The sequence below is a fragment of the Kluyvera sp. NPDC087067 genome (assembly GCF_044745165.1).
Taxonomy (GTDB): Bacteria; Pseudomonadota; Gammaproteobacteria; order Enterobacterales; family Enterobacteriaceae; genus Kluyvera.
Genome location: NZ_JBIUZS010000003.1, coordinates 287,935 through 311,592 on the forward strand (window position 1 = coordinate 287,935; position 23,658 = coordinate 311,592).

At 44.4% G+C, this 23,658-nt stretch carries 22 protein-coding genes and 1 other annotated feature; of the genes, 13 read left to right on the plus strand and 9 right to left on the minus strand.

Translation table 11 applies throughout. The features are described from left to right. The first annotated feature begins 181 nt into the window (after positions 1 to 181). The 13 genes from ACIPDS_RS10060 to wzzB all read left to right on the plus strand — a co-directional run bounded on the left by ACIPDS_RS10060 (position 182) and on the right by wzzB (position 16,344). Positions 182 to 1,621 carry an MOP flippase family protein gene (locus ACIPDS_RS10060; RefSeq protein WP_400735108.1) on the plus strand — a complete coding sequence of 480 codons (1,440 nt, stop codon included), beginning with the start codon at positions 182 to 184 and terminating at the stop codon, positions 1,619 to 1,621. Then, on the plus strand, positions 1,614 to 2,444 hold the full coding sequence (locus ACIPDS_RS10065; protein WP_400735110.1) for a glycosyltransferase: 831 nt from the start codon (positions 1,614 to 1,616) through the stop codon (positions 2,442 to 2,444). Before ACIPDS_RS10060 ends, ACIPDS_RS10065 begins: the two co-directional genes overlap by 8 nt. A gap of 23 nt (positions 2,445 to 2,467) precedes the next feature. After that, on the plus strand, positions 2,468 to 3,565 hold the full coding sequence (locus ACIPDS_RS10070; protein WP_400735112.1) for a hypothetical protein: 1,098 nt from the start codon (positions 2,468 to 2,470) through the stop codon (positions 3,563 to 3,565). 19 nt (positions 3,566 to 3,584) lie between these two features. Further along, positions 3,585 to 4,427 carry a glycosyltransferase gene (locus tag ACIPDS_RS10075; protein WP_400735114.1) on the plus strand — a complete coding sequence of 281 codons (843 nt, stop codon included), beginning with the start codon at positions 3,585 to 3,587 and terminating at the stop codon, positions 4,425 to 4,427. Positions 4,428 to 4,500: 73 nt separating this feature from the next. Beyond that, positions 4,501 to 5,595, plus strand: a complete 1,095-nt coding sequence (locus ACIPDS_RS10080) for a glycosyltransferase (protein WP_400735116.1) — start codon at positions 4,501 to 4,503, stop codon at positions 5,593 to 5,595. Then, positions 5,592 to 6,596: a glycosyltransferase family 4 protein gene (locus ACIPDS_RS10085; RefSeq protein ID WP_400735118.1), complete on the plus strand. Its 1,005-nt coding sequence runs from the start codon at positions 5,592 to 5,594 to the stop codon at positions 6,594 to 6,596. The genes ACIPDS_RS10080 and ACIPDS_RS10085 overlap by 4 nt, the downstream gene beginning before the upstream one ends. Beyond that, the gene (locus tag ACIPDS_RS10090; RefSeq protein WP_400735120.1) at positions 6,586 to 7,740 is read left to right on the plus strand and encodes a glycosyltransferase family 4 protein; all 1,155 of its coding nucleotides are present in this window, start codon (positions 6,586 to 6,588) and stop codon (positions 7,738 to 7,740) included. The genes ACIPDS_RS10085 and ACIPDS_RS10090 overlap by 11 nt, the downstream gene beginning before the upstream one ends. A gap of 16 nt (positions 7,741 to 7,756) precedes the next feature. Continuing rightward, positions 7,757 to 9,151, plus strand: a complete 1,395-nt coding sequence (locus tag ACIPDS_RS10095; RefSeq protein WP_400735122.1) for a mannose-1-phosphate guanylyltransferase/mannose-6-phosphate isomerase — start codon at positions 7,757 to 7,759, stop codon at positions 9,149 to 9,151. A 27-nt stretch (positions 9,152 to 9,178) separates the two neighbouring features. Next, positions 9,179 to 10,597: a phosphomannomutase gene (locus ACIPDS_RS10100; RefSeq protein ID WP_400735124.1), complete on the plus strand. Its 1,419-nt coding sequence runs from the start codon at positions 9,179 to 9,181 to the stop codon at positions 10,595 to 10,597. A gap of 30 nt (positions 10,598 to 10,627) precedes the next feature. After that, complete coding sequence (gene wbaP, locus ACIPDS_RS10105; RefSeq protein WP_400735126.1) at positions 10,628 to 12,058, plus strand: undecaprenyl-phosphate galactose phosphotransferase WbaP; 1,431 nt, start codon at positions 10,628 to 10,630, stop codon at positions 12,056 to 12,058. 145 nt (positions 12,059 to 12,203) lie between these two features. Beyond that, positions 12,204 to 13,610 carry an NADP-dependent phosphogluconate dehydrogenase gene (gene gndA / locus ACIPDS_RS10110; protein WP_062778301.1) on the plus strand — a complete coding sequence of 469 codons (1,407 nt, stop codon included), beginning with the start codon at positions 12,204 to 12,206 and terminating at the stop codon, positions 13,608 to 13,610. A gap of 208 nt (positions 13,611 to 13,818) precedes the next feature. After that, positions 13,819 to 14,985 (plus strand): UDP-glucose 6-dehydrogenase, encoded by a 1,167-nt coding sequence (gene ugd, locus ACIPDS_RS10115; protein WP_400735128.1) that lies wholly within the window; start codon positions 13,819 to 13,821, stop codon positions 14,983 to 14,985. Positions 14,986 to 15,360: 375 nt separating this feature from the next. Next, positions 15,361 to 16,344: an LPS O-antigen chain length determinant protein WzzB gene (gene wzzB, locus ACIPDS_RS10120; RefSeq protein WP_400735130.1), complete on the plus strand. Its 984-nt coding sequence runs from the start codon at positions 15,361 to 15,363 to the stop codon at positions 16,342 to 16,344. 54 nt (positions 16,345 to 16,398) lie between these two features. Here the strand turns inward: wzzB and hisIE are convergent, their stop codons facing one another. The 9 genes from hisIE to hisL form a co-directional block, all read right to left on the minus strand. Beyond that, entirely contained in the window at positions 16,399 to 16,998 is a 600-nt protein-coding gene (gene hisIE / locus ACIPDS_RS10125; protein ID WP_400735132.1) for a bifunctional phosphoribosyl-AMP cyclohydrolase/phosphoribosyl-ATP diphosphatase HisIE, read from the minus strand. Further along, complete coding sequence (gene hisF, locus ACIPDS_RS10130) at positions 16,992 to 17,768, minus strand: imidazole glycerol phosphate synthase subunit HisF (RefSeq protein ID WP_400735134.1); 777 nt, start codon at positions 17,766 to 17,768, stop codon at positions 16,992 to 16,994. The genes hisIE and hisF overlap by 7 nt, the downstream gene beginning before the upstream one ends. After that, a complete protein-coding gene (gene hisA, locus ACIPDS_RS10135) occupies positions 17,750 to 18,487 on the minus strand; it encodes a 1-(5-phosphoribosyl)-5-[(5-phosphoribosylamino)methylideneamino]imidazole-4-carboxamide isomerase (protein ID WP_400735136.1) in 738 nt (245 codons plus the stop codon). Before hisA ends, hisF begins: the two co-directional genes overlap by 19 nt. Next, positions 18,487 to 19,077 (minus strand): imidazole glycerol phosphate synthase subunit HisH, encoded by a 591-nt coding sequence (hisH, locus tag ACIPDS_RS10140; RefSeq protein WP_400735138.1) that lies wholly within the window; start codon positions 19,075 to 19,077, stop codon positions 18,487 to 18,489. The genes hisA and hisH overlap by 1 nt, the downstream gene beginning before the upstream one ends. Then, positions 19,077 to 20,144, minus strand: a complete 1,068-nt coding sequence (hisB, locus tag ACIPDS_RS10145) for a bifunctional histidinol-phosphatase/imidazoleglycerol-phosphate dehydratase HisB (RefSeq protein WP_400735140.1) — start codon at positions 20,142 to 20,144, stop codon at positions 19,077 to 19,079. The genes hisH and hisB overlap by 1 nt, the downstream gene beginning before the upstream one ends. After that, on the minus strand, positions 20,141 to 21,202 hold the full coding sequence (hisC, locus tag ACIPDS_RS10150; protein WP_400735142.1) for a histidinol-phosphate transaminase: 1,062 nt from the start codon (positions 21,200 to 21,202) through the stop codon (positions 20,141 to 20,143). The genes hisB and hisC overlap by 4 nt, the downstream gene beginning before the upstream one ends. Further along, a complete protein-coding gene (gene hisD / locus ACIPDS_RS10155; protein ID WP_400735144.1) occupies positions 21,199 to 22,503 on the minus strand; it encodes a histidinol dehydrogenase in 1,305 nt (434 codons plus the stop codon). Before hisD ends, hisC begins: the two co-directional genes overlap by 4 nt. Before the next feature lie 5 nt (positions 22,504 to 22,508). Then, positions 22,509 to 23,408: an ATP phosphoribosyltransferase gene (gene hisG, locus ACIPDS_RS10160; protein ID WP_166513447.1), complete on the minus strand. Its 900-nt coding sequence runs from the start codon at positions 23,406 to 23,408 to the stop codon at positions 22,509 to 22,511. A gap of 35 nt (positions 23,409 to 23,443) precedes the next feature. Continuing rightward, positions 23,444 to 23,564 (minus strand) — a sequence feature (His leader region). Next, the gene (hisL, locus tag ACIPDS_RS10165; protein ID WP_400735586.1) at positions 23,540 to 23,590 is read right to left on the minus strand and encodes a his operon leader peptide; all 51 of its coding nucleotides are present in this window, start codon (positions 23,588 to 23,590) and stop codon (positions 23,540 to 23,542) included. Its footprint overlaps the feature before it by 25 nt. Positions 23,591 to 23,658: the final 68 nt, after the last annotated feature.

The window sequence follows — 23,658 nt, forward strand, 5'->3', positions numbered from 1 at the left end:
ATTTAGATGTATCGTGAATTGATTGGTACGACAATTGAACGATTTTTAGCATCACCGCTATATTGAATTCTTATCTGTCGTTAGGATTTTCACAGTGCACTGGTAGCTGTTGAGCCAGGGGCGGTAGCGTGCGTCAAAGAAATGTTATTAGAATGAAACGCTTATTATTTGAGAAAACTAAATGACATTATTTAACAATGCGAAATGGGTGGCATTTTCGCAGGTTTTCAAAATCTTTGTACAGCTTGTAAATATTGTATATTTAGCGAGACTTATTGCGCCAAGTGAATATGGCATAATGGCCATGGCGTTAGTTGTAGTTAATTTTGGTAACCTCATTAGAGATTTAGGTACTGCAGCGGCAATTATTCAAAGAAAAGAAATAAATGATAATCTAATAAATGCTGTGTTCTGGTTAAATGTGTTTATGGGATTATCTATAGCTTTAATTATTGCAGGTGGCTCTCCCTTTATTTCTGAGTTCTTCCATCAACCAAAATTAACCCCAGTTTTATTATTGTTAGCGTTAATTTTTCCTATTTCAAGCAGTGCTTCGGCGCATTTGGCACTACTCGAAAGAGATTCTCGTTTTAAACAAATTGCATTTATAGAAATTTCATCATCACTAGTATCAGTTGTTATTGCATTATTCATGGCATACAAGGGCTATGGAGTTTATAGCCTTGTTTTCCAAGCCATAATATTAAACGCGATGTCGTCAATTCAGCTCTGGAGAAGTTCTCGTTGGCGTCCAGCGTTAAGTAAAATCTTCGATATGGGAGAGTTGAAGAAAATATTTGGATTTAGTGCAAATCTCTCAATTTTTAATTTCCTGAATTATTTTACGAGAAATGCCGATAATATTATTATCGGTCGTTTTATGTCTGATTCCATACTGGGCGCATACAGTTTGGCTTATCGGGTGATGTTATTTCCGCTACAAACCCTTACGTTTGTAGCGGGGCGCTCTCTTTTTCCTATTTTAAGCAAACATCAGGATGATAATGATAAAATCAGGAATACATATCTAAACTGTGTATTTGTTATATTGTGCCTGGTCGTGCCACTAATGACGGGTTTAGCTTTATTACGTGAGCCTTTTGTTCTATTAGTGTTTGGCAAAGAATGGGTCTTAACCGGCGAAATTTTACTTTGGCTGGCACCTACAGCTATTCTCCAATCCGTTCTCAGTACATCCGGCACTGTCTTTATGGCTAAAGGCAGAACTGATTTGCTTATGACATTAGGGATTCTAAGCATGATCCTTCAAGTGTCAGCATTTATAATTGGCGTTCAATATAATATTATTATTTTTGCAAAATTGTATTTCATCGCAAATTTTATTAATTTTATTCCTGCGATGCATTATCTTATGAAAATTATAAATGGTCGTTTAATCGATATAATTAAGAAATGTCATGTTATATTTATAGCTGATATCTTTATGATTCTATGTATCGTCGGTTTTGACAACGTAATTACAATTGATAACTCATATATGAATCTAATCAGTAATGTTGTTATTGGTATGCTTTCATTTTCGTTGATGTTAGTTATCTGTTCAAAGGAAGTACGCCAGAAAATTGGGTTGAATTTTAGAAAGAGAATTATCAATGATTAGTGTTAATTTAACAACAACCTATTCTCGATTGGAACTTTGTGCCGCCACTGTATGGTCTTTTTACAATCAATTGATCTTACCTGATGTTATTAATCTTTGGATCTCTAAAGAAAAATATCTTGCGGATGAGGGTATAACAGTCATTCCAGAGTGGGTCGCTGAACTTAATACAATAAAAAATATTATAAAAATTAACTTTACCACAAATACAGGCCCCTACCGTAAAGTGATACCTGTATTACGCGCTGCGAAAGATGAAGATATCATTGTATATGCTGATGATGATGTTATTTACGGAAGAGCATGGTTAGCCGGTCTGTTGAAAACTTATCATGCTAATGGCGGCAACTTAGTTGTTGCGTCTCGGATAAGATTAAAGAAAAAAAATATTTTTGGAAAGTATAAAAGTTATAATCTTTATCCATTGCAAAACAGTAATACTATTTTAGAAAAAGATTTTATTATTACTGGCATTGGCGGCTGTGTATTATCAAAAAAACATATCTCAGAAAGTCTATTAGTTTTAGATGATTATATGAATGTTGCACCAAAAACTGATGATATTTGGATAAGCAAATTAATCGAATTATCGGGTACCTCTGTGTATGCCTATGCAGATGCGATACCAACAGTTAATGAAATAGAACATTCAAATAATGCTCTCAATATCAGTAATACTGTTAGATTTGTCCACAACAATATTATGGTAAGACTAGCTGGTAAGATTCTTGCCGCAGTAACTGGCTATTTTGGTTGTTGTCTATCGAACAATGATAAAATGATAAGAAATGTAGACAATTTTTTTAAAAATCATAGAAAGTAGCTGATAAGCTTGATAGGGTAAGAATGATTACGAATCCGGTCAGAACATGGAAGCTATTGCTTTATATAGCATATGTGGCTTTTTGTTCGAAGGTGTTGATAACTCAAGTTTTAATATCTGAACCATCTTTAGAGCTATATAAATATATCTATAGTTTGATTTTTATTATAGCCTTAATATCTAGCCTGCCATTTTTGACGAGAAACAACTGGCTATTTATTTTAGTTCTACTATTATTTTTTAGCCTAACATATATGCATTCGCGCACGACTGCAGGGTATTCCATTCTTGCACTTGGCTATTTTGCTATTGTTTGTCAAAAAATAAAAGTTAAGGAAGTAGCCGCGATAATCTTCTACGGAAATTTGAGTATTATACTCTTAATTTTCCCTTTGATTTTTTTCTCTGATTACCCGCTTTACGCTCCTGATAGTGTTTATGGTGTAAGGGCAACCTATGGTTTCTATAACCCTAACATTTCTGCTATTTTGATCCTCAGTTTCTGCATATCATTTTGTTGGTATCTGAGATATAAGACCGCAGATAAAATTACGTTTTTGGTAATTGCTATTTTTGCGTGTCTGATTGGTATATTTTTAATTGACCAAACCAAATCACGTACATCGGAAACACTATTGCTTGTATTTATGCTTGGAGTGGTATGGAGTGCATTTTCACCGAGGTTAAAATTCCAAAAGCTATCGCTATTTATGTTCTTACTGGTGTCACTGACAATCATGGCATTCCAGTTCTATACTATCACACAATATAATACCGATATGCTGGATTTAAATATAACCATGTCGGGAAGAATTGGCTTAGGTAATATATTATATACTGAACTAGGTTGGCCTGACTTATTATACGGCGTCGATATCGAACCCTATACACCAATTGATTTCTTCTTCATTGCATATGCATACACTAACGGAATACTTCTTTCGTTGCTTACGTTTTATTTAATTGTTAGTAAGATAAAATCTATAAAACTAGATATCATAGAAGTTAGTGCTATTCTAGTTACATTAATGACGACACTTACTGAACGTCAAATACTCACACCTTACTGCTGCCTTATGTTATTCATTATCTTCGCCAAGCGTGTTGAAAAAGATGCTTAATTACTAAGAGTTAGATTACATGATCCCCGACTTAGTTTCAGTTTATATACCCACGCACAATAGAAAAGATCTCCTTTCCCGGGCAATACACTCAGTATTGAAACAAACATATAAGTCCATTGAAATTATTGTTTCTGATGATGGCTCCAGGGACGGCACTTCTGAACTGATAGAAGAACTTCAAAGTAAGTTCCAGAATATTATTTACGTTAAAAGTGATATCGCTCAGGGAGCTTGTTTCGCGCGTAATAAAGCTATAAATCTGGCGAATGGTGAGTACATAACAGGGTTGGATGATGATGATGAATTTACCGAAGATCGTATAGAGAAGATGGTAAATACGTTAAAAAACAATCTAACAATAAGTTTTGTGTGCACCGGTATCCAGATAGTTAACTCTCATGGAACAGGAAAGGGATACACCCAACCAAGATTAATAAGACTTCCTGACCTTTTAAATGAAAATATTATCGGCAATCAAATCCTTACAAAAACAGCATTATTAAAACAAATTCATGGGTTTGATGAGACGTTACCAGCATGGCAGGATTATGAGTGCTGGATTAGGTTTTGTGATGCACATGGTCAAGGATATAACACCGGCGAGTTAACCTATATCATGCACCTTGAACATGATTTACCAAGAATATCAGGTAGTAAAAAAGTTAAAACTGCGATGGAAATAATTTTAGAGAAGCATAAAACGCTACTAAATAATAAAAATAAAAGCAATATTTACATAAACTATTGTTATCACTATGATCGCGAAATATCATTAAAGCAACTTTTGAATCATCTAACTATCATAAATATTAAACGATATCTGAAATTGAAAATACGTAAAATATTAAACCTCAGATAATGAAATTTACACAATATTAAATAACGAAATAGAAACTATGCGGATTATATATATTATACAATCAATATACAGAATGGGTGGAACTGAGAAAGCAACAATTGATCAGGCTAACTTGATCGCTCAGAATACCGATCATGATGTGCATATTGTATCCCTCTATAAAAAGGTTAATAAATCACAGCAGGTTTCTCATTTTATTGCAGATAACATTAAAATTCATTTTTTACATGAGAAAATTGAGTTATTAAAATATTCAGATTCATTTTATAACTTAATCGATCTTTTGTTTAAACCTGCTTTGACTCGGCTAATTAATTCATTATCTCCAGATATTTGTATTTATACATCCGTGAAATTATTTAGCCATGAGCCAGCAAGAAAAAGTATTTTAATGGCTCACTTTAGATTTTCACATTTTATCAGTGGAAAAATAACCAAGTACTATTTGAAAAAGAATCATGATAAGTTCGACAAAGTGATTTTTTTGTCCGAAGAAGATATGCATGATTATAATAAATATTACCATATTGATAATGGCTCATATATTCATAATTATTGCCATATCGAACCTAAGATGCGCTCAGATTTTAGCAATAAAACAATTTCCTATATAGGGCGAATTGATAACAGTCAAAAACAATTAAATCATGCGCTTTTAATTATCAAAAAGCTTGTGGAACGAGGTGAATTTAGTGGCTGGCGCTTAAACTTATATGGCCGGGGCGCAGATGAAGAAGTGCTTTTAACTGAGATCAATGCGTTGGATCTTAATGCTCATGTATTTTTAAAAGGCGCTTATTCCAATCTGGATTCTACTCTTGCTAAAACAGATATCCTTATTTTAACTTCGAAATTTGAAGGGTTGCCTCTAAGCTTAATCGAGGCGGGTCTTTCTGGAATTCCACTTATTTCATATGACTGTAGCCCAGGTATCTCAGCTATCATTAAAGATAGTTACAATGGATATTTAATAGAACAAGATAATTTGAACGATTTTGCTCAACGTCTTGCGTCACTCATGAATAATAATGAGCGGTTGAAAGAGTTTGGAACGAATAGCTTAACTCATATGTTGGAACATTTTTCTCAATCAGTTATTTTAAACAAATGGCTATGCTTATTTGATGATTTATATAAAAATCATAAAAATGAAAGGATTAGCAAGTGATTATTATCGATGCTTCATGGCGTAATAGTGGCGGCATAGGGCGATTCTATCAAGAAGTTGCCAAACGTTTAGGGAATGTAAAAGAGGAGCGTTTTAGCCAAAAACCAGCCTCACCAATTGCTGTGATATCTAACACTAATAAGTGTTTATTCCAGTATGATAAAAACCAAACTGTTTTTTTTCCGGGATATATACCTCCATATTTTTCGAGATGTTCGTTCTCCTTTACTATCCACGATTTGAACCATATCGAGCGCCCCGAAAATAAATCATTTTTGAAAAGTATTTTTTATAATGCGGTAATTAGACATGGTTGTAAAAAAGCCAAGTGTATATTTACTGTATCAGAGTTCTCTCGCACAAGAATCATTGCCTGGAGCAAGGTTCCAGCAGAAAAAGTCATTAATGTTGGTAATGGAGTTGATGAAGCTTACAATAATGAAGTCGCACCATATCAACCCGGTTATGAATATCTACTGTGTGTAAGTAATCGCAAACAACATAAAAATGAACTCCGACTTATTGACGCTTATTTTGCCTCCGAAATAGATTCATCGATAAAACTTGTTTTTACTGGCAATGCGACTAAAGAAATCGTTGATTATATAGAATCCAAAGGTGATTCGAGTCGAGTTATATTCACTGGCTTTCTCAGCGATGATTTATTGCCTTCTTTATACAAGGGTTCTTTGGGGTTGGTCTTTCCTAGCTTGTATGAAGGCTTCGGCCTGCCAGTGATTGAAGCTATGGCTTGTGGTATCCCTGTACTGACATCAGATACCTCGAGTTTGCCAGAAGTTGCTGGAGATGCAGCCATTCTGGTTAACCCAGAATCCGTTGAAGAAATTAGCAAAGGTATCACGCGACTAGTCAACGAACCGGAATTGCGTAATGACCTGATTAAAAAGGGTTTCATTCGTGCTGAAATGTATACCTGGGATAAAGTCGCTCAAAAAATTCTTAATGCATTAGGTAGTGATGGGATTAAAAATGCAAAGTAATAAAAAGATAACCTTAGTTCATGAGTGGCTCCAAAGTTACGCAGGCTCCGAGCAGGTTTCCGCTGCGATTCTGGATATTTATCCTGAGGCCGAGTTATATTCAGTCATTGATTTTTTGAATGAAGAACAAAGAGCAAAATTTAAAAATAAAAAATCAACTACTACTTTCATTCAAAAACTACCAGGCGCTAAAAAACATTATCAAAAATATTTGCCACTTATGCCTCTTGCCATTGAACAATTAGATGTTAGTAAGGCTGATGTTGTAATATCTAGTGCTCATGCGGTGGCAAAAGGGGTACTTACTGGCCCGGACCAACTTCATATCAGCTATGTCCATTCTCCGATGCGCTACGCATGGGATCTACAGCATCAATACCTCAAAGAATCGAAACTAGATCGTGGTCTTAAAGGTTGGCTGGCAAAGTTTATACTGCATAAGCTGAGAATATGGGATTATCGCACCGCTGCGGGAGTCGACCATTTTATCGCTAATTCAAAGTTTATTGCTCGCCGTATAAAAAAAGTGTACGGACGCGATGCTGATGTTATATATCCACCTGTAGCAGTCAATGAATTCACATTGACTCACGAGAAACAAGATTTTTATTTGACTGCTTCCAGAATGGTTCCATATAAGCGTATTGATTTAATTGTTGAAGCATTTTCTAAAATGCCAGAAAAACAGCTAATCGTTATTGGTGATGGTCCTGATTTTGAGAAAATCAAAAATAAAGCTTCCGCGAATGTTAAGTTGCTTGGTTTCTGCGAATTTAAAGTTCTTAAAGATCATATGCAAAAGGCCAAAGCATTCGTTTTTGCTGCTGAAGAAGATTTCGGCATAATTCCTGTGGAAGCACAAGCCTGCGGTACTCCCGTGATCGCATTCGGGAAAGGCGGGGCGCTGGAAACAGTTCTGCCTGAAGAGAGTGCAACACCAACAGGTGTATTTTTCAAAGAGCAAAGTGTTCAGTCTATAATCGAAGCTGTTGAACAATTTGAGCTTAAAATTGAAAATTTCAGCCCGGATAATTGTCGTAATAATGCCGAGCGTTTTTCAAAAGAAAGATTCCATCAAGAAATGAATAACTACGTTGAGAACAAGTGGAAACAGTTCTTAGCTGATAAAACTGTGACGTATTAAGAGATTTTTATTACCCATGAATTCTATCACCCCAATTATTATGGCTGGCGGTACCGGAAGTCGTTTATGGCCGATGTCACGAGAGCTTTATCCAAAGCAATTTTTGCCATTAATTAACAATCAGACGATGTTACAAAATACGATATTAAGACTCAAAGGACTAAGCTGTAATAATCCTTTAGTCATTTGTAATGAAGAACATCGTTTCCTTGCTGCTGAGCAATTGTTGAACATTTCAGCGCTTCAGAAAAATATTATTCTTGAACCGTGTGGCAGGAATACTGCACCGGCGGTAGCATTAGCAGCTTTAACAGCATTGAAATCAGATCAGTCAGATCCGTTGTTACTAGTTTTAGCGGCGGACCATGTGATTGAGGACCTGTCGGCTTTCCATTCTGCAATTTCTCAAGCAATTCCCTATGCTGAACAAGGTTCTCTGGTGACATTTGGCATTGTGCCGACTCATGCTGAAACGGGCTATGGTTATATTCACCGTGGCGAGCAACTTGCTGATTCTATTTACAAAGTTGATAAATTTGTAGAGAAGCCTGATTATAAAACAGCCTGTGAATATCTCGACTCCAAATGTTTTTATTGGAATAGTGGAATGTTCCTTTTTAAAGCTAGTGAGTATATTAGTGAACTTAAAAAGTTTCGTCCTGATATCCTGACGGCTTGTGAGCAAGCTATTGCTAATAGTGAAAACGATCTTGATTTTATCCGAGTTGATGGTGATATTTTTGCTTCCTGTCCTGGTGACTCCATTGATTATGCGGTAATGGAAAAAACCGATAATGCTGTGGTTGTGCCGATGTCAGCTGGGTGGTCAGATGTTGGTTCATGGTCTTCATTATGGGATGTATCGGATAAGGATAATGATAATAATGTTATTAAAGGGGATGTATTTCCTGTCGCATCTTCTAATAACTATATCTCTTCAGGATCCATGTTAGTTGCCACTGTTGGTGTTAATAACCTGGTTATCGTACAGACTAATGATGCTTTATTAGTCGCTGACAAAAACAAAGTGCAAGATGTAAAAAATATTGTTAGTTATTTGAAGTCTAATGGGCGTACTGAGCATAAAATGCATCAGGATATTTATCGGCCGTGGGGAAAAATAACAAGTGTTGACTCTGGTGAACGTTATCAGGTGAATCGAATCACTGTTAAACCCGGTGAAAAAATATCCTCGCAAACTCATTATCACCGCGCAGAACATTGGATTGTAGTAGCTGGGACAGCAAAAGTTACTAAAGGTGATAGTGACTCTATATTAACTGAAAACGAATCTGTTTATATACCTATCGGGGTCAACCATGTTCTGGAAAACGTAGGTCGACTCCCTCTTGAAATAATAGAGATACAATCAGGTGTATATCTCGGGGCAGATGATGTATTGCGCAAATAATATTTGATTAGTGCAGGATGTAGAACTATGAAAACAAATGTTGTTATTTCTGAAAGCAATATAGCATTCGGAACAAGTGGTGCTCGTGGGTTAGTCAGTGATTTTACTACTGAAGTGTGCATGGCTTTCACCCATGCATTCGTTTCTGTACTAAGAGAGACGTCCTCGATTAAACAATTAGCTCTTGGTATTGATAATCGACCAAGTAGTTATGCGATGGCTAAGGCTTGTGCTGCTGCTTTAATTGATAATGATATTGAACCCATTTTTTATGGTGTTTTGCCAACTCCCGCGTTAGCGTATAAGGCGCGGAAGGATAATATGGCTGCAATTATGGTAACAGGTAGCCACATTCCCTTTGATAGAAATGGACTAAAGTTTTACCGCGCAGAGGGTGAAATCACTAAGCTCGATGAAAAAAACATATTAAAAACTAGCGTGGAGTTTTCACCTGTAGCATTGCCAAACGAGCTTAAAGTAAATGACTCTGCTGCGACTTATTATCTGGAGAGATATCTAGAACTTTTTGAAGATAAGATTCTTAGTGGCAAAAAAATTGGTGTTTATGAACACTCGAGTGCAGGTAGAGACCTTTACCCACTATTGTTCACGCAGTTAGGCGCTGAGATCATTTGCCTCGATCGCAGCGATGAATTTGTGCCTATTGATACTGAAGCAGTCAGCGAGGAAGATAAACAAAAAGCTGTCAAGTGGAGTAATCAGTATCAGCTGGATGCTATATTCTCTACTGATGGTGACGGTGATCGTCCGCTTGTTGCGGATGAGCATGGTCATTGGCTGCGTGGAGATATTCTCGGATTACTTTGTGCTCAGGAATTGGGTATTGAAGCAGTTGCCGTGCCAGTAAGCTGTAACAGTATTATCAGTCTTAGCAATAAATTCCAAAAAGTTGTGCTGACAAAAATTGGCTCTCCGTATGTTATCGAAGCATTTGATTCGTTATCCCGCCAATTTAATAAAATTGCTGGTTTTGAAGCCAATGGCGGTTTTTTGCTTGGCTCAGATGTTAACTATAACGGTCGTGAACTGACGAGTTTGCCAACCCGCGATGCTGTTCTGCCGATAATCATGTTATTAGCCGCAGCTCGGAATACAAAAATTTCAACATTAGTAAGTCAGTTACCGGGAAGATATACTTACTCTGACCGAATTCAGAACTTCCCTGGGAGTATTAGTAAAAAATTAGTGCAGGATGCAATTAATGAGCCTGCAGAATTCCTCAAAATTATCGGTTTAAAATCTAGCACAGTCGTGCGTGTAGATAATACAGATGGTGCAAGACTATTTCTTAGTGATGGCTCAATAGTCCATATTCGTCCTTCAGGTAATGCCCCTGAACTCAGGTGTTATGCTGAAGCAACGGATGAGATATCTGCTGAGAACATTGTGCGTGTTGTTTTAGGAAATATATTCAATCTGAAATGAGGTGATACTTCATTCTCACATGGATAACTTATGGCTAAGTCCAAAATGAAATATAAAAATCATTTATGTAAGCTTGCCCTTGCATTTTCAGATTTTTTCTTTTTTAGCGTCTCTCTTTTACTAGCAATTGTTTGTGTTAAATGGCTTTTCGGTGATATCTACCGTTTTATCCCATCGGTTCAAATAGACTCGCGAATTACATCGCATTTAACTTTGGCCATTATCTGTGTGGGATGGTTCTGGATACGATTGCGCCATTATTCTTATAGAAAGCCATTCTGGTTTGAACTGAAAGAGATAATTAGAACCATTGTAATTTTTGCCGTAATTGATTTGGCATTAATCGCATTTACCAAATGGCAGTTTTCTCGCTATATCTGGGCATTCTGTTGGGTGTTTGCCATTATTCTGGTGCCGATTTTCAGGACGCTGACCAAACATCTTTTAAACAAATTTGGGCTTTGGCAAAAAGACACAGTTATTCTCGGTACGGGTAAGAATGCAGTCGATGCTTACATGGCTCTGCAGAGTGAGGAGATGCTGGGTTTCAATGTTATCGCTTTTTATGATGAGAATGAAAAAGTCCCTGAGATCTTAGGTACTCGAGTTATAAATGATGAAAATGAGATTTGGGCATTAACCTCTAACGATAATATTCATTTTATTGTGGCATTTGAGTTTAATAACAACCAAATGATACTTGACTGGTTGCGTAAACTGTCGAAGCATAATTGCCGCTCGGTAACGGTTATTCCTTCTTTAAGAGGCTTGCCTTTATATAGTACGGATATGTCGTTTATTTTTAGCCACGAAGTTATGCTTTTACGTGTACATAATAATTTGGCCAAGCGGACATCGCGTTTTCTCAAGCGTGCATTCGATATTATCTGCTCTTCCCTCATTATAATCATATCATCACCTTTACTCATATACCTTTGGTATAAGGTGACGCGGGATGGTGGCCCAGCTATTTATGGCCATTTACGGGTTGGACGCCATGGAAAACTATTCCCCTGTTATAAATTTCGTTCCATGGTTCTGAATTCCCAAGAGGTCTTACAGCATTTACTTGATACCGATCCCGAAGCACGTGCCGAATGGGAGAAGGACTTCAAGTTAAAAAATGATCCCAGAATTACTGCCGTTGGGCGTTTTATCCGTAAGACCAGCCTCGATGAATTACCTCAACTTTTCAATGTTCTGAAAGGTGAGATGAGTTTGGTTGGACCTCGGCCAATCATTTCGGAAGAGTTAAGCCGATACGATGAAGACGTCGATTACTATTTAATGGCTAAACCTGGTATGACGGGGCTTTGGCAGGTGAGCGGACGTAATGATGTAGATTACGAGACACGAGTTTACTTTGATTCCTGGTATGTAAAAAATTGGTCGCTCTGGAATGATATCGCTATTCTTTTCAAAACGGTAAAAGTTGTACTTCGCCGTGATGGTGCTTACTGATTGTTCGAACGAAAATTTGTTGAGCAGTGATGACCGAAGAGAACATCAATTGCTACCTCTGGTCCCATATCCTGAGTTAACATGTCTTTCACTATTAACTCGTAGCCTGAGGCTACGAGGTGTCTACACTTGACAGGAGTATGTAATGTCCAAGCAACAGATCGGCGTTGTCGGTATGGCAGTGATGGGGCGCAACCTGGCGCTCAACATCGAAAGCCGTGGTTATACCGTCTCCATCTTCAACCGTTCCCGTGAAAAAACCGAAGAAGTTGTTGCCGAGAACCCAGGCAAGAAATTGGTGCCACATTACACGGTACAAGAATTCGTCGAGTCTCTTGAAACCCCACGTCGTATCCTGTTAATGGTGAAAGCGGGCGCGGGCACCGATGCGGCCATCGATTCTCTGAAGCCGTATCTTGATAAAGGCGACATCATTATTGATGGCGGCAATACCTTCTTCCAGGACACTATTCGTCGTAACCGTGAATTGTCTGCTGAAGGCTTCAACTTTATCGGTACTGGCGTATCCGGCGGTGAAGAGGGTGCTCTGAAGGGGCCATCCATCATGCCTGGCGGTCAGAAAGAAGCTTACGAACTGGTTGCTCCTATCCTGACGAAGATCGCTGCGGTAGCCGAAGATGGCGAACCGTGCGTGACTTACATCGGTGCGGACGGCGCGGGTCACTATGTCAAAATGGTTCACAACGGTATCGAATATGGCGATATGCAGCTGATTGCTGAAGCGTATTCTCTGCTGAAAGGCGGCCTGAACCTGTCTAATGAAGAGCTGGCGACCACGTTCACCGAGTGGAACGAAGGCGAGCTGAGCAGCTATCTTATCGACATCACCAAAGATATCTTCACCAAAAAAGATGAAGAAGGTAAATACCTGGTTGATGTGATTCTGGATGAAGCTGCCAACAAAGGCACCGGTAAATGGACCAGCCAGAGTTCTCTGGACTTGGGCGAACCGCTGTCTCTTATCACTGAATCCGTATTTGCGCGTTATATCTCTTCTCTGAAAGAGCAGCGCGTTGCAGCTTCTAAAGTGCTGTCCGGCCCACAGGCTAAACTGGCGGGTGATAAAGCTGAATTTATCGAGAAAGTTCGTCGCGCTCTGTACCTGGGTAAAATCGTTTCCTACGCGCAGGGTTTCTCTCAGCTGCGTGCAGCGTCTGACGAGTACAACTGGGATCTGAACTACGGTGAAATTGCGAAGATTTTCCGCGCGGGCTGCATCATTCGTGCACAGTTCCTGCAGAAAATCACCGACGCTTATGCTGAAAATGCAGGTATTGCGAACCTCCTGTTGGCGCCTTATTTCAAAAATATCGCTGACGAATATCAGCAGGCGCTGCGTGATGTTGTCGCTTACGCTGTGCAGAACGGTATTCCGGTACCAACGTTCTCTGCGGCTGTGGCTTACTACGACAGCTATCGTGCTGCGGTATTGCCAGCGAACCTGATTCAGGCTCAGCGTGACTACTTCGGTGCGCATACTTATAAGCGTACCGATAAAGACGGTGTGTTCCACACCGAGTGGCTGGATTAATCTGAATTAGCTAACCACTAAATGCAGGCCCGGAGCGCTCCTCCGGGCTTTTTTATTGTCTGAAAACAGTATTCAGTCAGGTCTGATAGGCGTTGTTGTATCAAATCAAGATATAATGGCATCATGCCGAACCGATACAACTGCGTTGGGTCTCACGGTGGTGACGCGTTCACCTTTAAATGTTTAACTGGAAGAAGTTACAGAACGAATGAAGATAACTATCTCAGGAACAGGTTATGTTGGCCTGTCGAACGGCATTTTGATTGCGCAAAATCACGAAGTGGTGGCGCTTGATATCATTCAGGCCAAAGTCGACATGCTGAATCAGAAAAAATCGCCAATCGTAGATAAAGAGATTGAAGAGTATCTGGCGACAAAAGAACTGAATTTCCGTGCGACCACAGATAAGCACGATGCGTATCGGGATGCCGATTATGTGATTATCGCCACTCCAACCGACTATGATCCAAAGACCAACTATTTCAATACATCAAGCGTTGAGTCGGTTATTCGCGATGTTATTGAGATCAACCCTAAAGCGGTAATGGTAATTAAATCTACCATCCCAGTTGGTTTCACTAAAGATATCAAAGCCCGGCTGGGTATTGATAATATCTTCTTCTCACCAGAGTTTCTCCGGGAAGGACGAGCGCTTTATGACAACCTGTATCCGTCACGCATCGTAATTGGCGAGCAATCTGAGCGCGCTGAGCGATTTGCAGCGTTGCTTCAGGAAGGCGCGATTAAAAAAGATATTTCGGTTTTGTTTACCGATTCGACTGAAGCAGAGGCAATCAAGCTTTTCGCTAATACCTACCTTGCGCTGCGTGTGGCTTACTTTAATGAGCTGGATAGCTATGCTGAAAGTTTAGGTCTGAACTCTCGTCAGATCATTGAAGGGGTATGCCTGGATCCTCGAATTGGTAACCACTATAACAACCCTTCGTTCGGTTATGGTGGCTATTGTCTGCCGAAAGATACTAAGCAGCTACTGGCTAACTATGCGTCAGTTCCAAACAATATTATTGGGGCGATTGTCGATGCTAACCGCACCCGTAAAGATTTCGTCGCTGATTCTATTCTGGCTCGCCAGCCGAAGGTGGTGGGGGTTTATCGCCTGGTCATGAAATCTGGTTCTGATAATTTCCGCGCATCTTCAATTCAGGGAATTATGAAGCGTATTAAAGCTAAAGGCATTCCCGTGATCATCTATGAACCCGCGATGAAAGAGGAAGAGTTCTTTAACTCGCGCGTTGTACGTAGTCTTGATGCCTTCAAGCAGGAAGCAGATGTGATTATCTCCAATCGTATGGCGGATGAGCTTGAGGATGTTGCTGAAAAAGTTTACACCCGCGATCTGTTTGGCAATGACTAAGTATTATTGAAAATTATGCAGCCCCCAACACGGGGGCTCTAAGCTTAACTGTCCGATGTTGGTATCAAAAACATACGTTGTGCTCAGTATGATCATGTTGTCTCTACGTTATCGACCGAACTTAATTGCATTGATTGTCTGTATCAGGAAGAGGCGCTCCTGTACCTTCAAAAGGTGATGATGATTTTGCGCAATAGCAAATTTGGGAAATAGAGTTACACTTGCTAAAGCTGAAATCAAGCTTGTCGGTGTTCATTAAATGTACTGTTTTAACTGAAAAAATTAGCTTTTTTCTGAGTTAATTCCGATAGTAATTATTAGTATAATGGTTAAAATGGCGGGCTTTTCTCTCCTTTATTCGATGTTAGGGTTTATATGACGCAAGAAAGTAATCGTGGGGCGACGGTGCGTCGAACCGATCCCGAGCAAATTGATTTGATCGATCTAGTGATGCAGCTCTGGCGCGGTAAAGTCACAATCATTGTAAGTGTTATTGTGATGATAGTATTAACTGCTGCTTACTTGTTGATTGCAAAAGAAAAATGGACATCTACTGCGGTTGTTGCTCAGCCAGATGTTGCTCAAATTGCCACCTATAACTCAGCCCTGAAGGTGCTTTACCCGGATGCATCCATCAATGTATCGGATATTCAAAATCGAGTTATGGGGCGTTATGCCGTAGCATTATCGGCGCTTTCGAGCGAATTAGATAATCAGGACATACCTGAACAGCTTACGATTGAGCCGGTAATTAAGGGGCGTGATTACCCGATACGTGTCTCATATGTAGGCGGTAGTGCGGAAGAGGCGCAAAAAACGTTGGCGCAGTATCTGCAAAAAATCGACGAGCAAATCGCCGATGAACTACACCTTGACCTCAACGATAACATTAAGCAACAGGTGTTAGCGCTGTCTTCTTCTTTAGAAACGCAACAGACGGTTGCTGAAGAACAACGTGCGATACGTATAAGACAACTTAAAGAAGCGTTAAAGTATGCTGAGGAGGCCAAAATCACTAAGCCTCAGGTTCAACAGACTCAGGACGTGACCCAGGATACGATGTTTCTTTTAGGCAGCGAGGGGCTTAGCGCGATGGTTCAGAATGAATCGACTCGTCCATTAGTCCTGCCAGCAAATTACTTCCAGACAAAGATTAACCTGCTGGACATCCAGCGGATTAAAGTGGATCCGAAAACCATTCATGCCTATCGCTATGTAATGAAACCGGACCTTCCTATCAGTAGGGACAGTCCTAAACGTGCAATTATGCTAATACTGTCAGTCATGATTGGCGGCATGATCGGCTCCGGCATCGTACTCGGCCGTAATGCACTGCGCGAGTACCGTAACCGCCACTAGCGATACGGTAGCGTAAAAAAGAGGCCCGCAAGCATCTGCTTCGGGCCTCTTTTGTTATTTGTGGCGGTCCCGCAAATTCTCAATCACCGTCGTTAAATCCAGCTCCTGATCCTGAAGCAGCACCAGCAGGTGATACATCAAATCCGACGCCTCATTCTTCAGTTCAAATTTATCCTGCACCGTGGCCGCCAGCGCAGTCTCTACGCCTTCCTCACCCACTTTCTGGGCAATACGTTTCGTGCCGCTGGCGTACAGTTTGGCGGTGTATGAGCTTTCCGGGTCGGCATTTTTACGCTCGGCCAGCAATTGCTCTAACTGATATAAGAACAGCCATTGGTGGCTGGTGTCGCCAAAGCAGCTTGAGGTGCCTTTATGGCAGGTCGGGCCAATGGGGTTGACCAGCACCAGCAAGGTATCATTATCACAGTCGGGGGCGATACTAACTACGTTCAGGAAGTGACCGGAAGTCTCGCCTTTGGTCCACAGACGCTGCTTGGTGCGCGAGAAAAAGGTCACTTTGCCCGATTCCTGGGTTTTCGCCAGCGCTTCCTGATTCATGTAGCCCAGCATTAATACTTCGCCGGAAACCGCATGTTGGATAATGGCGGGCATCAGTCCGTCGGTTTTTTCCCAGTCCAGTTGTTCAGTTAACATACCCGTATCTCCACGCCCTGTGTTGCCAGGTACGCTTTTAGTTCGCCAATATTAATGATCTGTTTGTGAAAGACCGATGCCGCCAGCGCGCCGTCGACGTTTGCATCACGGAAGGCTTCAAGGAAGTGTTCCATCGTGCCTGCGCCGCCGGAAGCGATAAGCGGTACGTGGCATACATCACGTACTTTTTTCAGCTGCTCAAGATCGTAGCCGTTTCGCACGCCGTCCTGGTTCATCATGTTGAGGACAATTTCGCCAGCGCCACGTTTTTGTACTTCCTGCACCCAATCCTCGGTTTCCCACTGCGTCACGCGCGTGCGGCTCTCGTCACCGGTATATTGATTTACGTGATATTTTCCGCTTTCGGCGTCATACCAGGTATCAATGCCGACCACGATACACTGCACGCCAAAGCGATCGGCCAGACGGGTGATGAGTTCCGGTTCGGCAAGTGCGGGGGAGTTGATGGAAATTTTGTCCGCGCCAAAAGAGAGAATGCGCGAGGCATCGTCAATGGACTTAATGCCACCGGCTACGCAGAACGGAATATCGATAACCTCCGCAACGCGTGACACCCAGCTCTTATCCACCACGCGACCGTCGCTGGAAGCGGTGATATCGTAGAACACCAGCTCATCTGCGCCTTCGTCGGCGTAACGTTTGGCCAGCGGCACGATATCGCCAATGATTTCATGATTACGGAACTGAACGCCTTTAACCACCTGGCCATCACGTACATCAAGACAAGGTATTATCCGTTTTGCCAGCATTGGATGGCCTCCGTTACGTTAAATTTACCTTCCAGCAGCGCACGCCCGACAATGACGCCGCGCACGCCGGTGCCGCGCAGCGCGGCGATATCCTCAAGCGAGCCAATGCCGCCGGAGGACTGGAATGCCACCTGTGGATAGCGGGCGCACACTTCTTCGTACAGCGAAACGTTAGAGCCTGCCAGCGTGCCATCACGGGAGATATCGGTACACAACACGTGCTGCAGGCCAACCGGCCGATAGGTTTCGACTAGTGCTTCCAGCGTGACGCCGGAGTTCTCCTGCCAGCCGCTGACCGCGACCTGTTTTGTACCGTTGTCATCAATACGCACGTCCAGCGCCAGCACCAGATGCTCTGCGCCAAAGCGTTTAAACCAGCCTTTAACCACCTCAGGTGATTTTACCGCCGTAGAACCCACCACTACGCGGGCCACGCCGGCTTCCAACAGTGCCGCAACGTCATCCTCGGTACGCACGCCGCCGCCAACCTGCACCGGGACGTTCACGCCCGCCACCAGCGTTTTTAAGAGCGGAATTTGCCGCTGCGCGGGGTCTTTGGCTCCGGTTAAATCGACCAGATGAAGAACTTCCGCACCCTGCGCGGCATAATCTTGTAAGCGCGGTAGCGGGTCGCTGCCGTAATCTCGCTGTTGGCCGTAATCGCCCTGATGGAGACGGACAACGGTACCGTTAATCAAATCTAAAGCAGGAATGATCATTACATCTCCAGGAAATTTTTCAGCAACTGCGCCCCCGCGGCACCTGAGCGCTCCGGGTGGAACTGCACGCCGTAGAAATTATCTTTGCGCATGGCGGCGGTGAACGCTTCGCCGTAATGACACTGCGCAATGGTGTACTCGTTGACCGGCATGGCGTAGCTGTGGACGAAGTAGAAGTACGCGCCATCCTCAATACCGCTGAACAGACGATCGCCCGCTTTGGGATAGACTCGATTCCACCCCATATGCGGCAGCGGCAGTCCGAAATCCGTCATCTTCGGTACGTCCTGGTCGATAATCCCCAGCAGGTCAACGCCGAGAGTTTCTTCGCTGTGTCGGCCCAGTAGCTGCATTCCCAGACAGATGCCGAGCACCGGCTGGGTACAGGCTTTAATCAGCTCAATCAGATCGCGTTCGCGCAGCTTATCCATTGCGGCCTGGGCGGTTCCCACGCCAGGTAAAAACAGTTTGTCTGCGCGCAGCACCACTTCCGGCTCACGGCTGACTACCGGCTCATAGCCGTGGCGAGCAATGGCGGACTTTACCGAATGGAGGTTAGCGCAGCCGGTATCAAGGACGACGACGTTCATTACAGCACTCCTTTCGAGGAGGGAAGGGTATCGCCGTCCACGCGGATTGCCTGGCGCAAAGTGCGGCCAAAGACTTTAAACAGGCTTTCCACGCGATGGTGATCGTTTTTGCCTTTGGTTTTCAGGTGCAGGGTGACGCCCATGGTATAAGACAGCGAGCGGAAGAAGTGCTCAATCATCTCGGTGCTCAAATCGCCCACGCGCTGATAGGTGAATTCCGCCTTATATTCCAGGTGTGGACGACCGGAGATATCCAGCGCGCAGCGCGCCAGGCATTCATCCATGGGCAGCACGAAGCCAAAACGGTTAATGCCGCGTTTGTCGCCAAGCGCTACCTTCAGCGCTTCGCCCAATGCCAGACCGGTATCTTCGACCGTGTGGTGATCGTCAATGTACAGATCGCCTTTCACGGTAATGTTCATGCGAAAACCACCGTGGGTAGCAATTTGATCCAGCATATGGTCAAAGAAGCCGACGCCGGTATTGATTTTGCTGCCGCCTTCGCGGTCCAGCCACACTTCAACATCAATTTGCGTTTCGCGGGTCCGGCGCTCGACGCGCGCATAGCGGTCGCGGCGAGTTAATTGCTCGCCGATTGCGGCCCAGTTCAAGGTGTCGCGGTTATAGCGCAGTCCGGCAATCCCCATGTTGGATGCCAGTTCTAAATCGGTCGCCCGGTCGCCAATCACGTAACTGTTGGCGGTATCCATCACTTCGTTTGCCAGCCAGGCGGTCACCAGCTGGGTTTTCGGTTTACGACACTCGCAGTTGTCCGCCGGCAGGTGCGGGCAAATGAGCACATCATCAAAGACCACGCCCTGTGAGGTGAAAATCTGCATCATCAGATTGTGCGGGCCGTCGAAATCGGCCTGCGGAAAGCTGTCGGTGCCAAGACCGTCCTGATTGGTGATCATGACCAGTTTGTAGCCTGCCTTTTGCAGTTTCAGCAGTACCGGAATAGCGTCGGGCTCGAAGGCCAGTTTGTCAAAGCTGTCTACCTGATAGTCGCTCGGCGGCTCGGAAATCAGGGTGCCATCACGATCGATAAAGAGAAACTTCTGGGTCATACGGTCTCCGCTTTCAAAGCGTCAATCACCCGCTGGCTCTCTTCACGAGTGCCGATAGTGATACGCAAACAGTTACTTAAAGAGGGTTGTTTATTCTGATCACGTAAGATAATGCCTTGATCCCATAAAGATTTAAATACGCGGCTGGAGGCTTTAAAACGAGCCAGTACGTAGTTGGTCTCGGAATTAAACACCTGCTCGACACAATCAATGCTACGCAAAGCGTCCACCAGATACTGACGCTCTTCCAGGATCTGCGCCACACGTTCGCGCATGGCGGCAATTCCCTGTGGGCTTAGCGCTTGGGACGCAATATCGGCCACCGGGGTAGAGAGCGGATAAGGGGCGATCACCTTCATTAATAAGGCGATAACTTCTTCGTTGGCAAGCGTAAAGCCGCAGCGAAGCCCCGCCAGCGCAAAGGCTTTTGACAGCGTGCGCAGGATGACCAGGTGCGGATATTCGGCAAGCCAGCCTGCCAGCGTCGCTTGTGGGCAGAATTCAATATAGGCTTCATCGGCGACAACCAGCGCTTTATCACGGGTCATTTCCAGCAGCGTGCGGAAATCCTGCGGGTTGATAATCTGCCCGGTGGGATTATTCGGGCTGCACACGTAAACCACTTTGACGTTAGCCAGACTATCGGCAATCGCCGGGAGATCCAGCTGCCAGTCCGCTTTCGCCGGTACGGTACGGCACTCGACGCCGAGGGTTTCAGCGCTGACGCTGTACATGCCGTAGGTAGGCGGGCAGAACAGTACCGCGTCACGGCCCGGTTCGCAAAATGCGCGCACCAACAGCTCAATACCTTCATCCGCTCCGCGACTCACCAGCACTTGCTCGGGTTTTACGCCTGCGTAAGCGGCATAGTTTTCAATCACCGCTTTCGGCTGACACTCCGGGTAGCGGTTGAGCGTCTGCTGACTTAAGGTAAAAGGCACCGCAGTCGGGAATTCGTTGGCATTCAACCAGACGTCGCCATTACCGCCCAGGCGGCGGGCCGACTGGTATGGAGTCAGGGCGCGAACGTTGTCACGGGCTAACTGTTCAATGCTCATGCTTGCTCCTTTAAGGCGTTAACGCGCAGGGTGACGGCATTTTTATGGGCGGTCAGCAATTCGGCGGCTGCCAGTGTTTCAATGGTGGCGGCGAGGCTTAAGAAACCGTCCCGCGATAATTCCTGAACGGTCATCCGTTTCTGGAAATCCGCCAGCCCAAGGCTTGAGCAGGTCGCGGTGTAGCCGTAGGTCGGCAGCACGTGGTTGGTGCCGGATGCATAGTCGCCAGCGGATTCCGGCGACCAGTCGCCGAGGAATACAGAACCGGCGCTGGTGATGTCGTCAACTAGAGCGCGGGCGTTGCGGGTTTGAATAATCAGGTGTTCAGGGCCGTAGGCATTAGAGATTTCGACACATTGCGCCAGATCTTTCGCCACGATTAAACGGCTGGCGGATAGCGCCTGACGTGCAGTCTCGGCGCGCGAAAGCTCGGCGAGCTGACGTTCAACGGCCACCGCGACGTCTTCAGCAATTTTTGCGTCGGGAGTCAGCAAAATGACCTGAGAGTCCGGGCCGTGTTCGGCCTGGGAAAGCAGGTCGGAGGCGATAAAGTCCGCTGTTGCGCCGCTGTCAGCAATCACCAGCACTTCCGATGGGCCCGCAGGCATATCGATGGCTGCACCATCAAGACGTTGGCTGACCTGACGTTTTGCTTCGGTCACAAAGGCATTGCCCGGGCCGAATATTTTATCCACTTTCGGCACGGATTCCGTACCCAGCGCCAGCGCGGCAATCGCCTGTGCGCCACCGACGTTGAACACCTCTTGCACGCCGCACAGTTTTGCAGCGTAGAGGATCTCATCGGCAATCGGCGGCGGTGAGCACAGCACCACTTTCTGACAGCCTGCAATGCGCGCAGGCGTCGCGAGCATCAATACCGTTGAAAACAGCGGCGCCGAGCCGCCTGGAATATAAAGCCCCACGGACGCTATCGGCCGGGTAACCTGCTGACAGCGCACGCCTGGCTGGGTTTCGATATCCACCGGCGGCAGAATTTGTGCGTTGTGGAAGGTATCAATATTACGCACAGCGACCTGCATAGCCTGCTTAATCTCATCACTTAGACGGTCGCTGGCTTGCTGAATTTCTTCTGCGGTGACTTGTAATGCGCCAACCTCGGTTTTATCAAATCTGGCACTGTATTCGCGCAGGGCTTTATCGCCGTTGGTTTTGACGTTATCAAGAATCTCCGCCACCGTCCGGGTAATGCTCTCGGACGCCGAAATGGCCGGGCGGGTTAATAATGCCTGCTGCTGCTCGGGGCTACAGCGGTTCCAGTCAATCAGGGTATTGAAGCTCATGGTGGTTACTCCATCATCTTCTCAATCGGCAGCACCAGAATTGAGCTGGCACCCAGGGCTTTCAATTTTTCCATCGTCTCCCAGAACAGGGTTTCGCTGCTCACCATGTGCATGGCTACGCGCTGCTGGTCACCGGCCAGCGGCAGAATCGTTGGGCGTTCCGCGCCCGGCAGCAGGGCAATCACTTCGTCCAGACGTTCGGTCGGCGCATGCATCATGATGTATTTTGATTCGCGCGCCTGAATTACGCCCTGAATACGGGTTAACAGACGATCGACCAGCTGCTGCTTAGCCTCACTCATCTCGCCGTCACGCTGAATCAGACAGGCTTTTGAGCGGAACATCACTTCCACTTCACGCAGTCCGTTCGCTTCAAGCGTTGCGCCGGTCGATACGAGGTCGCAGATGGCGTCGGCCAGGCCAGCACGCGGGGCGACTTCAACAGAGCCGTTCAGCAGGCAAGATTTAAAGGCGATGCCTTTTTGGTCCAGGTAACGTTTAAGCAGGTGCGGGTAAGAGGTGGCGATACGTTTACCATCGAGCGATGCCGGGCCGTTCCAGGTTTCATCCGCAGGCGTTGCCAGCGACAGGCGGCAGCCGCCGAAGTCCAGACGACGCAGGGTAAAATAGCGCGGGTCTTCGCCCTGGGCGCGGCGGTTCAGCAGTTCTTCTTCTAAGACGTTCTCACCGATGATGCCCAGATCAACTACGCCGTCCATAACCAGACCCGGGATATCGTCGTCGCGAACGCGCAGGATATCGATAGGCATGTTTTCAGCCATCGCAATCAGGCGCTGGGTGTGCAGGTTAATTTTGATACCACAACGGGCCAGTAATTCGCGTGAATCATCGCTAAGACGACCAGATTTTTGAATAGCTATGCGTAAACGGCTGTTATCTAACATTCTGTTTTCCTTTTTACCCTGCTGAATTTGGTTCAAAAAAAAAGCCCCCGGAAGATATCTTCCGGGGGCTCTCTTGCGTTCATGCACCACTGGAAGATCTGAATGTCTCCCAGCACACATCGCCTGAAAGACTAGTCAGGGTGATGGTGATGGTGGTGCAGTTTAGTTTGAACGCGGCTCATAAATTTCTCGTTGAATGACTATTCACTTGATGTCTTTTAACCTAAACCACTTTTGTCGTTGAAGGCAA

Bases quoted from the DNA above. Each gene is read 5' to 3' on its own strand.
- ACIPDS_RS10060 (WP_400735108.1), top strand. From the start codon at position 182: ATGACATTATTTAACAATGCGAAATGGGTGGCATTTTCGCAGGTTTTC.
- ACIPDS_RS10065 (WP_400735110.1), top strand. From the start codon at position 1,614: ATGATTAGTGTTAATTTAACAACAACCTATTCTCGATTGGAACTTTGT.
- ACIPDS_RS10070 (WP_400735112.1), top strand. From the start codon at position 2,468: ATGATTACGAATCCGGTCAGAACATGGAAGCTATTGCTTTATATAGCA.
- ACIPDS_RS10075 (WP_400735114.1), top strand. From the start codon at position 3,585: ATGATCCCCGACTTAGTTTCAGTTTATATACCCACGCACAATAGAAAA.
- ACIPDS_RS10080 (WP_400735116.1), top strand. From the start codon at position 4,501: ATGGGTGGAACTGAGAAAGCAACAATTGATCAGGCTAACTTGATCGCT.
- ACIPDS_RS10090 (WP_400735120.1), top strand. From the start codon at position 6,586: ATGCAAAGTAATAAAAAGATAACCTTAGTTCATGAGTGGCTCCAAAGT.
- ACIPDS_RS10095 (WP_400735122.1), top strand. From the start codon at position 7,757: ATGAATTCTATCACCCCAATTATTATGGCTGGCGGTACCGGAAGTCGT.
- ACIPDS_RS10100 (WP_400735124.1), top strand. From the start codon at position 9,179: ATGAAAACAAATGTTGTTATTTCTGAAAGCAATATAGCATTCGGAACA.
- wbaP (WP_400735126.1), top strand. From the start codon at position 10,628: ATGGCTAAGTCCAAAATGAAATATAAAAATCATTTATGTAAGCTTGCC.
- gndA (WP_062778301.1), top strand. From the start codon at position 12,204: ATGTCCAAGCAACAGATCGGCGTTGTCGGTATGGCAGTGATGGGGCGC.
- ugd (WP_400735128.1), top strand. From the start codon at position 13,819: ATGAAGATAACTATCTCAGGAACAGGTTATGTTGGCCTGTCGAACGGC.
- wzzB (WP_400735130.1), top strand. From the start codon at position 15,361: ATGACGCAAGAAAGTAATCGTGGGGCGACGGTGCGTCGAACCGATCCC.
- hisIE (WP_400735132.1), bottom strand. From the start codon at position 16,998: ATGTTAACTGAACAACTGGACTGGGAAAAAACCGACGGACTGATGCCC.
- hisF (WP_400735134.1), bottom strand. From the start codon at position 17,768: ATGCTGGCAAAACGGATAATACCTTGTCTTGATGTACGTGATGGCCAG.
- hisA (WP_400735136.1), bottom strand. From the start codon at position 18,487: ATGATCATTCCTGCTTTAGATTTGATTAACGGTACCGTTGTCCGTCTC.
- hisH (WP_400735138.1), bottom strand. From the start codon at position 19,077: ATGAACGTCGTCGTCCTTGATACCGGCTGCGCTAACCTCCATTCGGTA.
- hisB (WP_400735140.1), bottom strand. From the start codon at position 20,144: ATGACCCAGAAGTTTCTCTTTATCGATCGTGATGGCACCCTGATTTCC.
- hisC (WP_400735142.1), bottom strand. From the start codon at position 21,202: ATGAGCATTGAACAGTTAGCCCGTGACAACGTTCGCGCCCTGACTCCA.
- hisD (WP_400735144.1), bottom strand. From the start codon at position 22,503: ATGAGCTTCAATACCCTGATTGACTGGAACCGCTGTAGCCCCGAGCAG.
- hisG (WP_166513447.1), bottom strand. From the start codon at position 23,408: ATGTTAGATAACAGCCGTTTACGCATAGCTATTCAAAAATCTGGTCGT.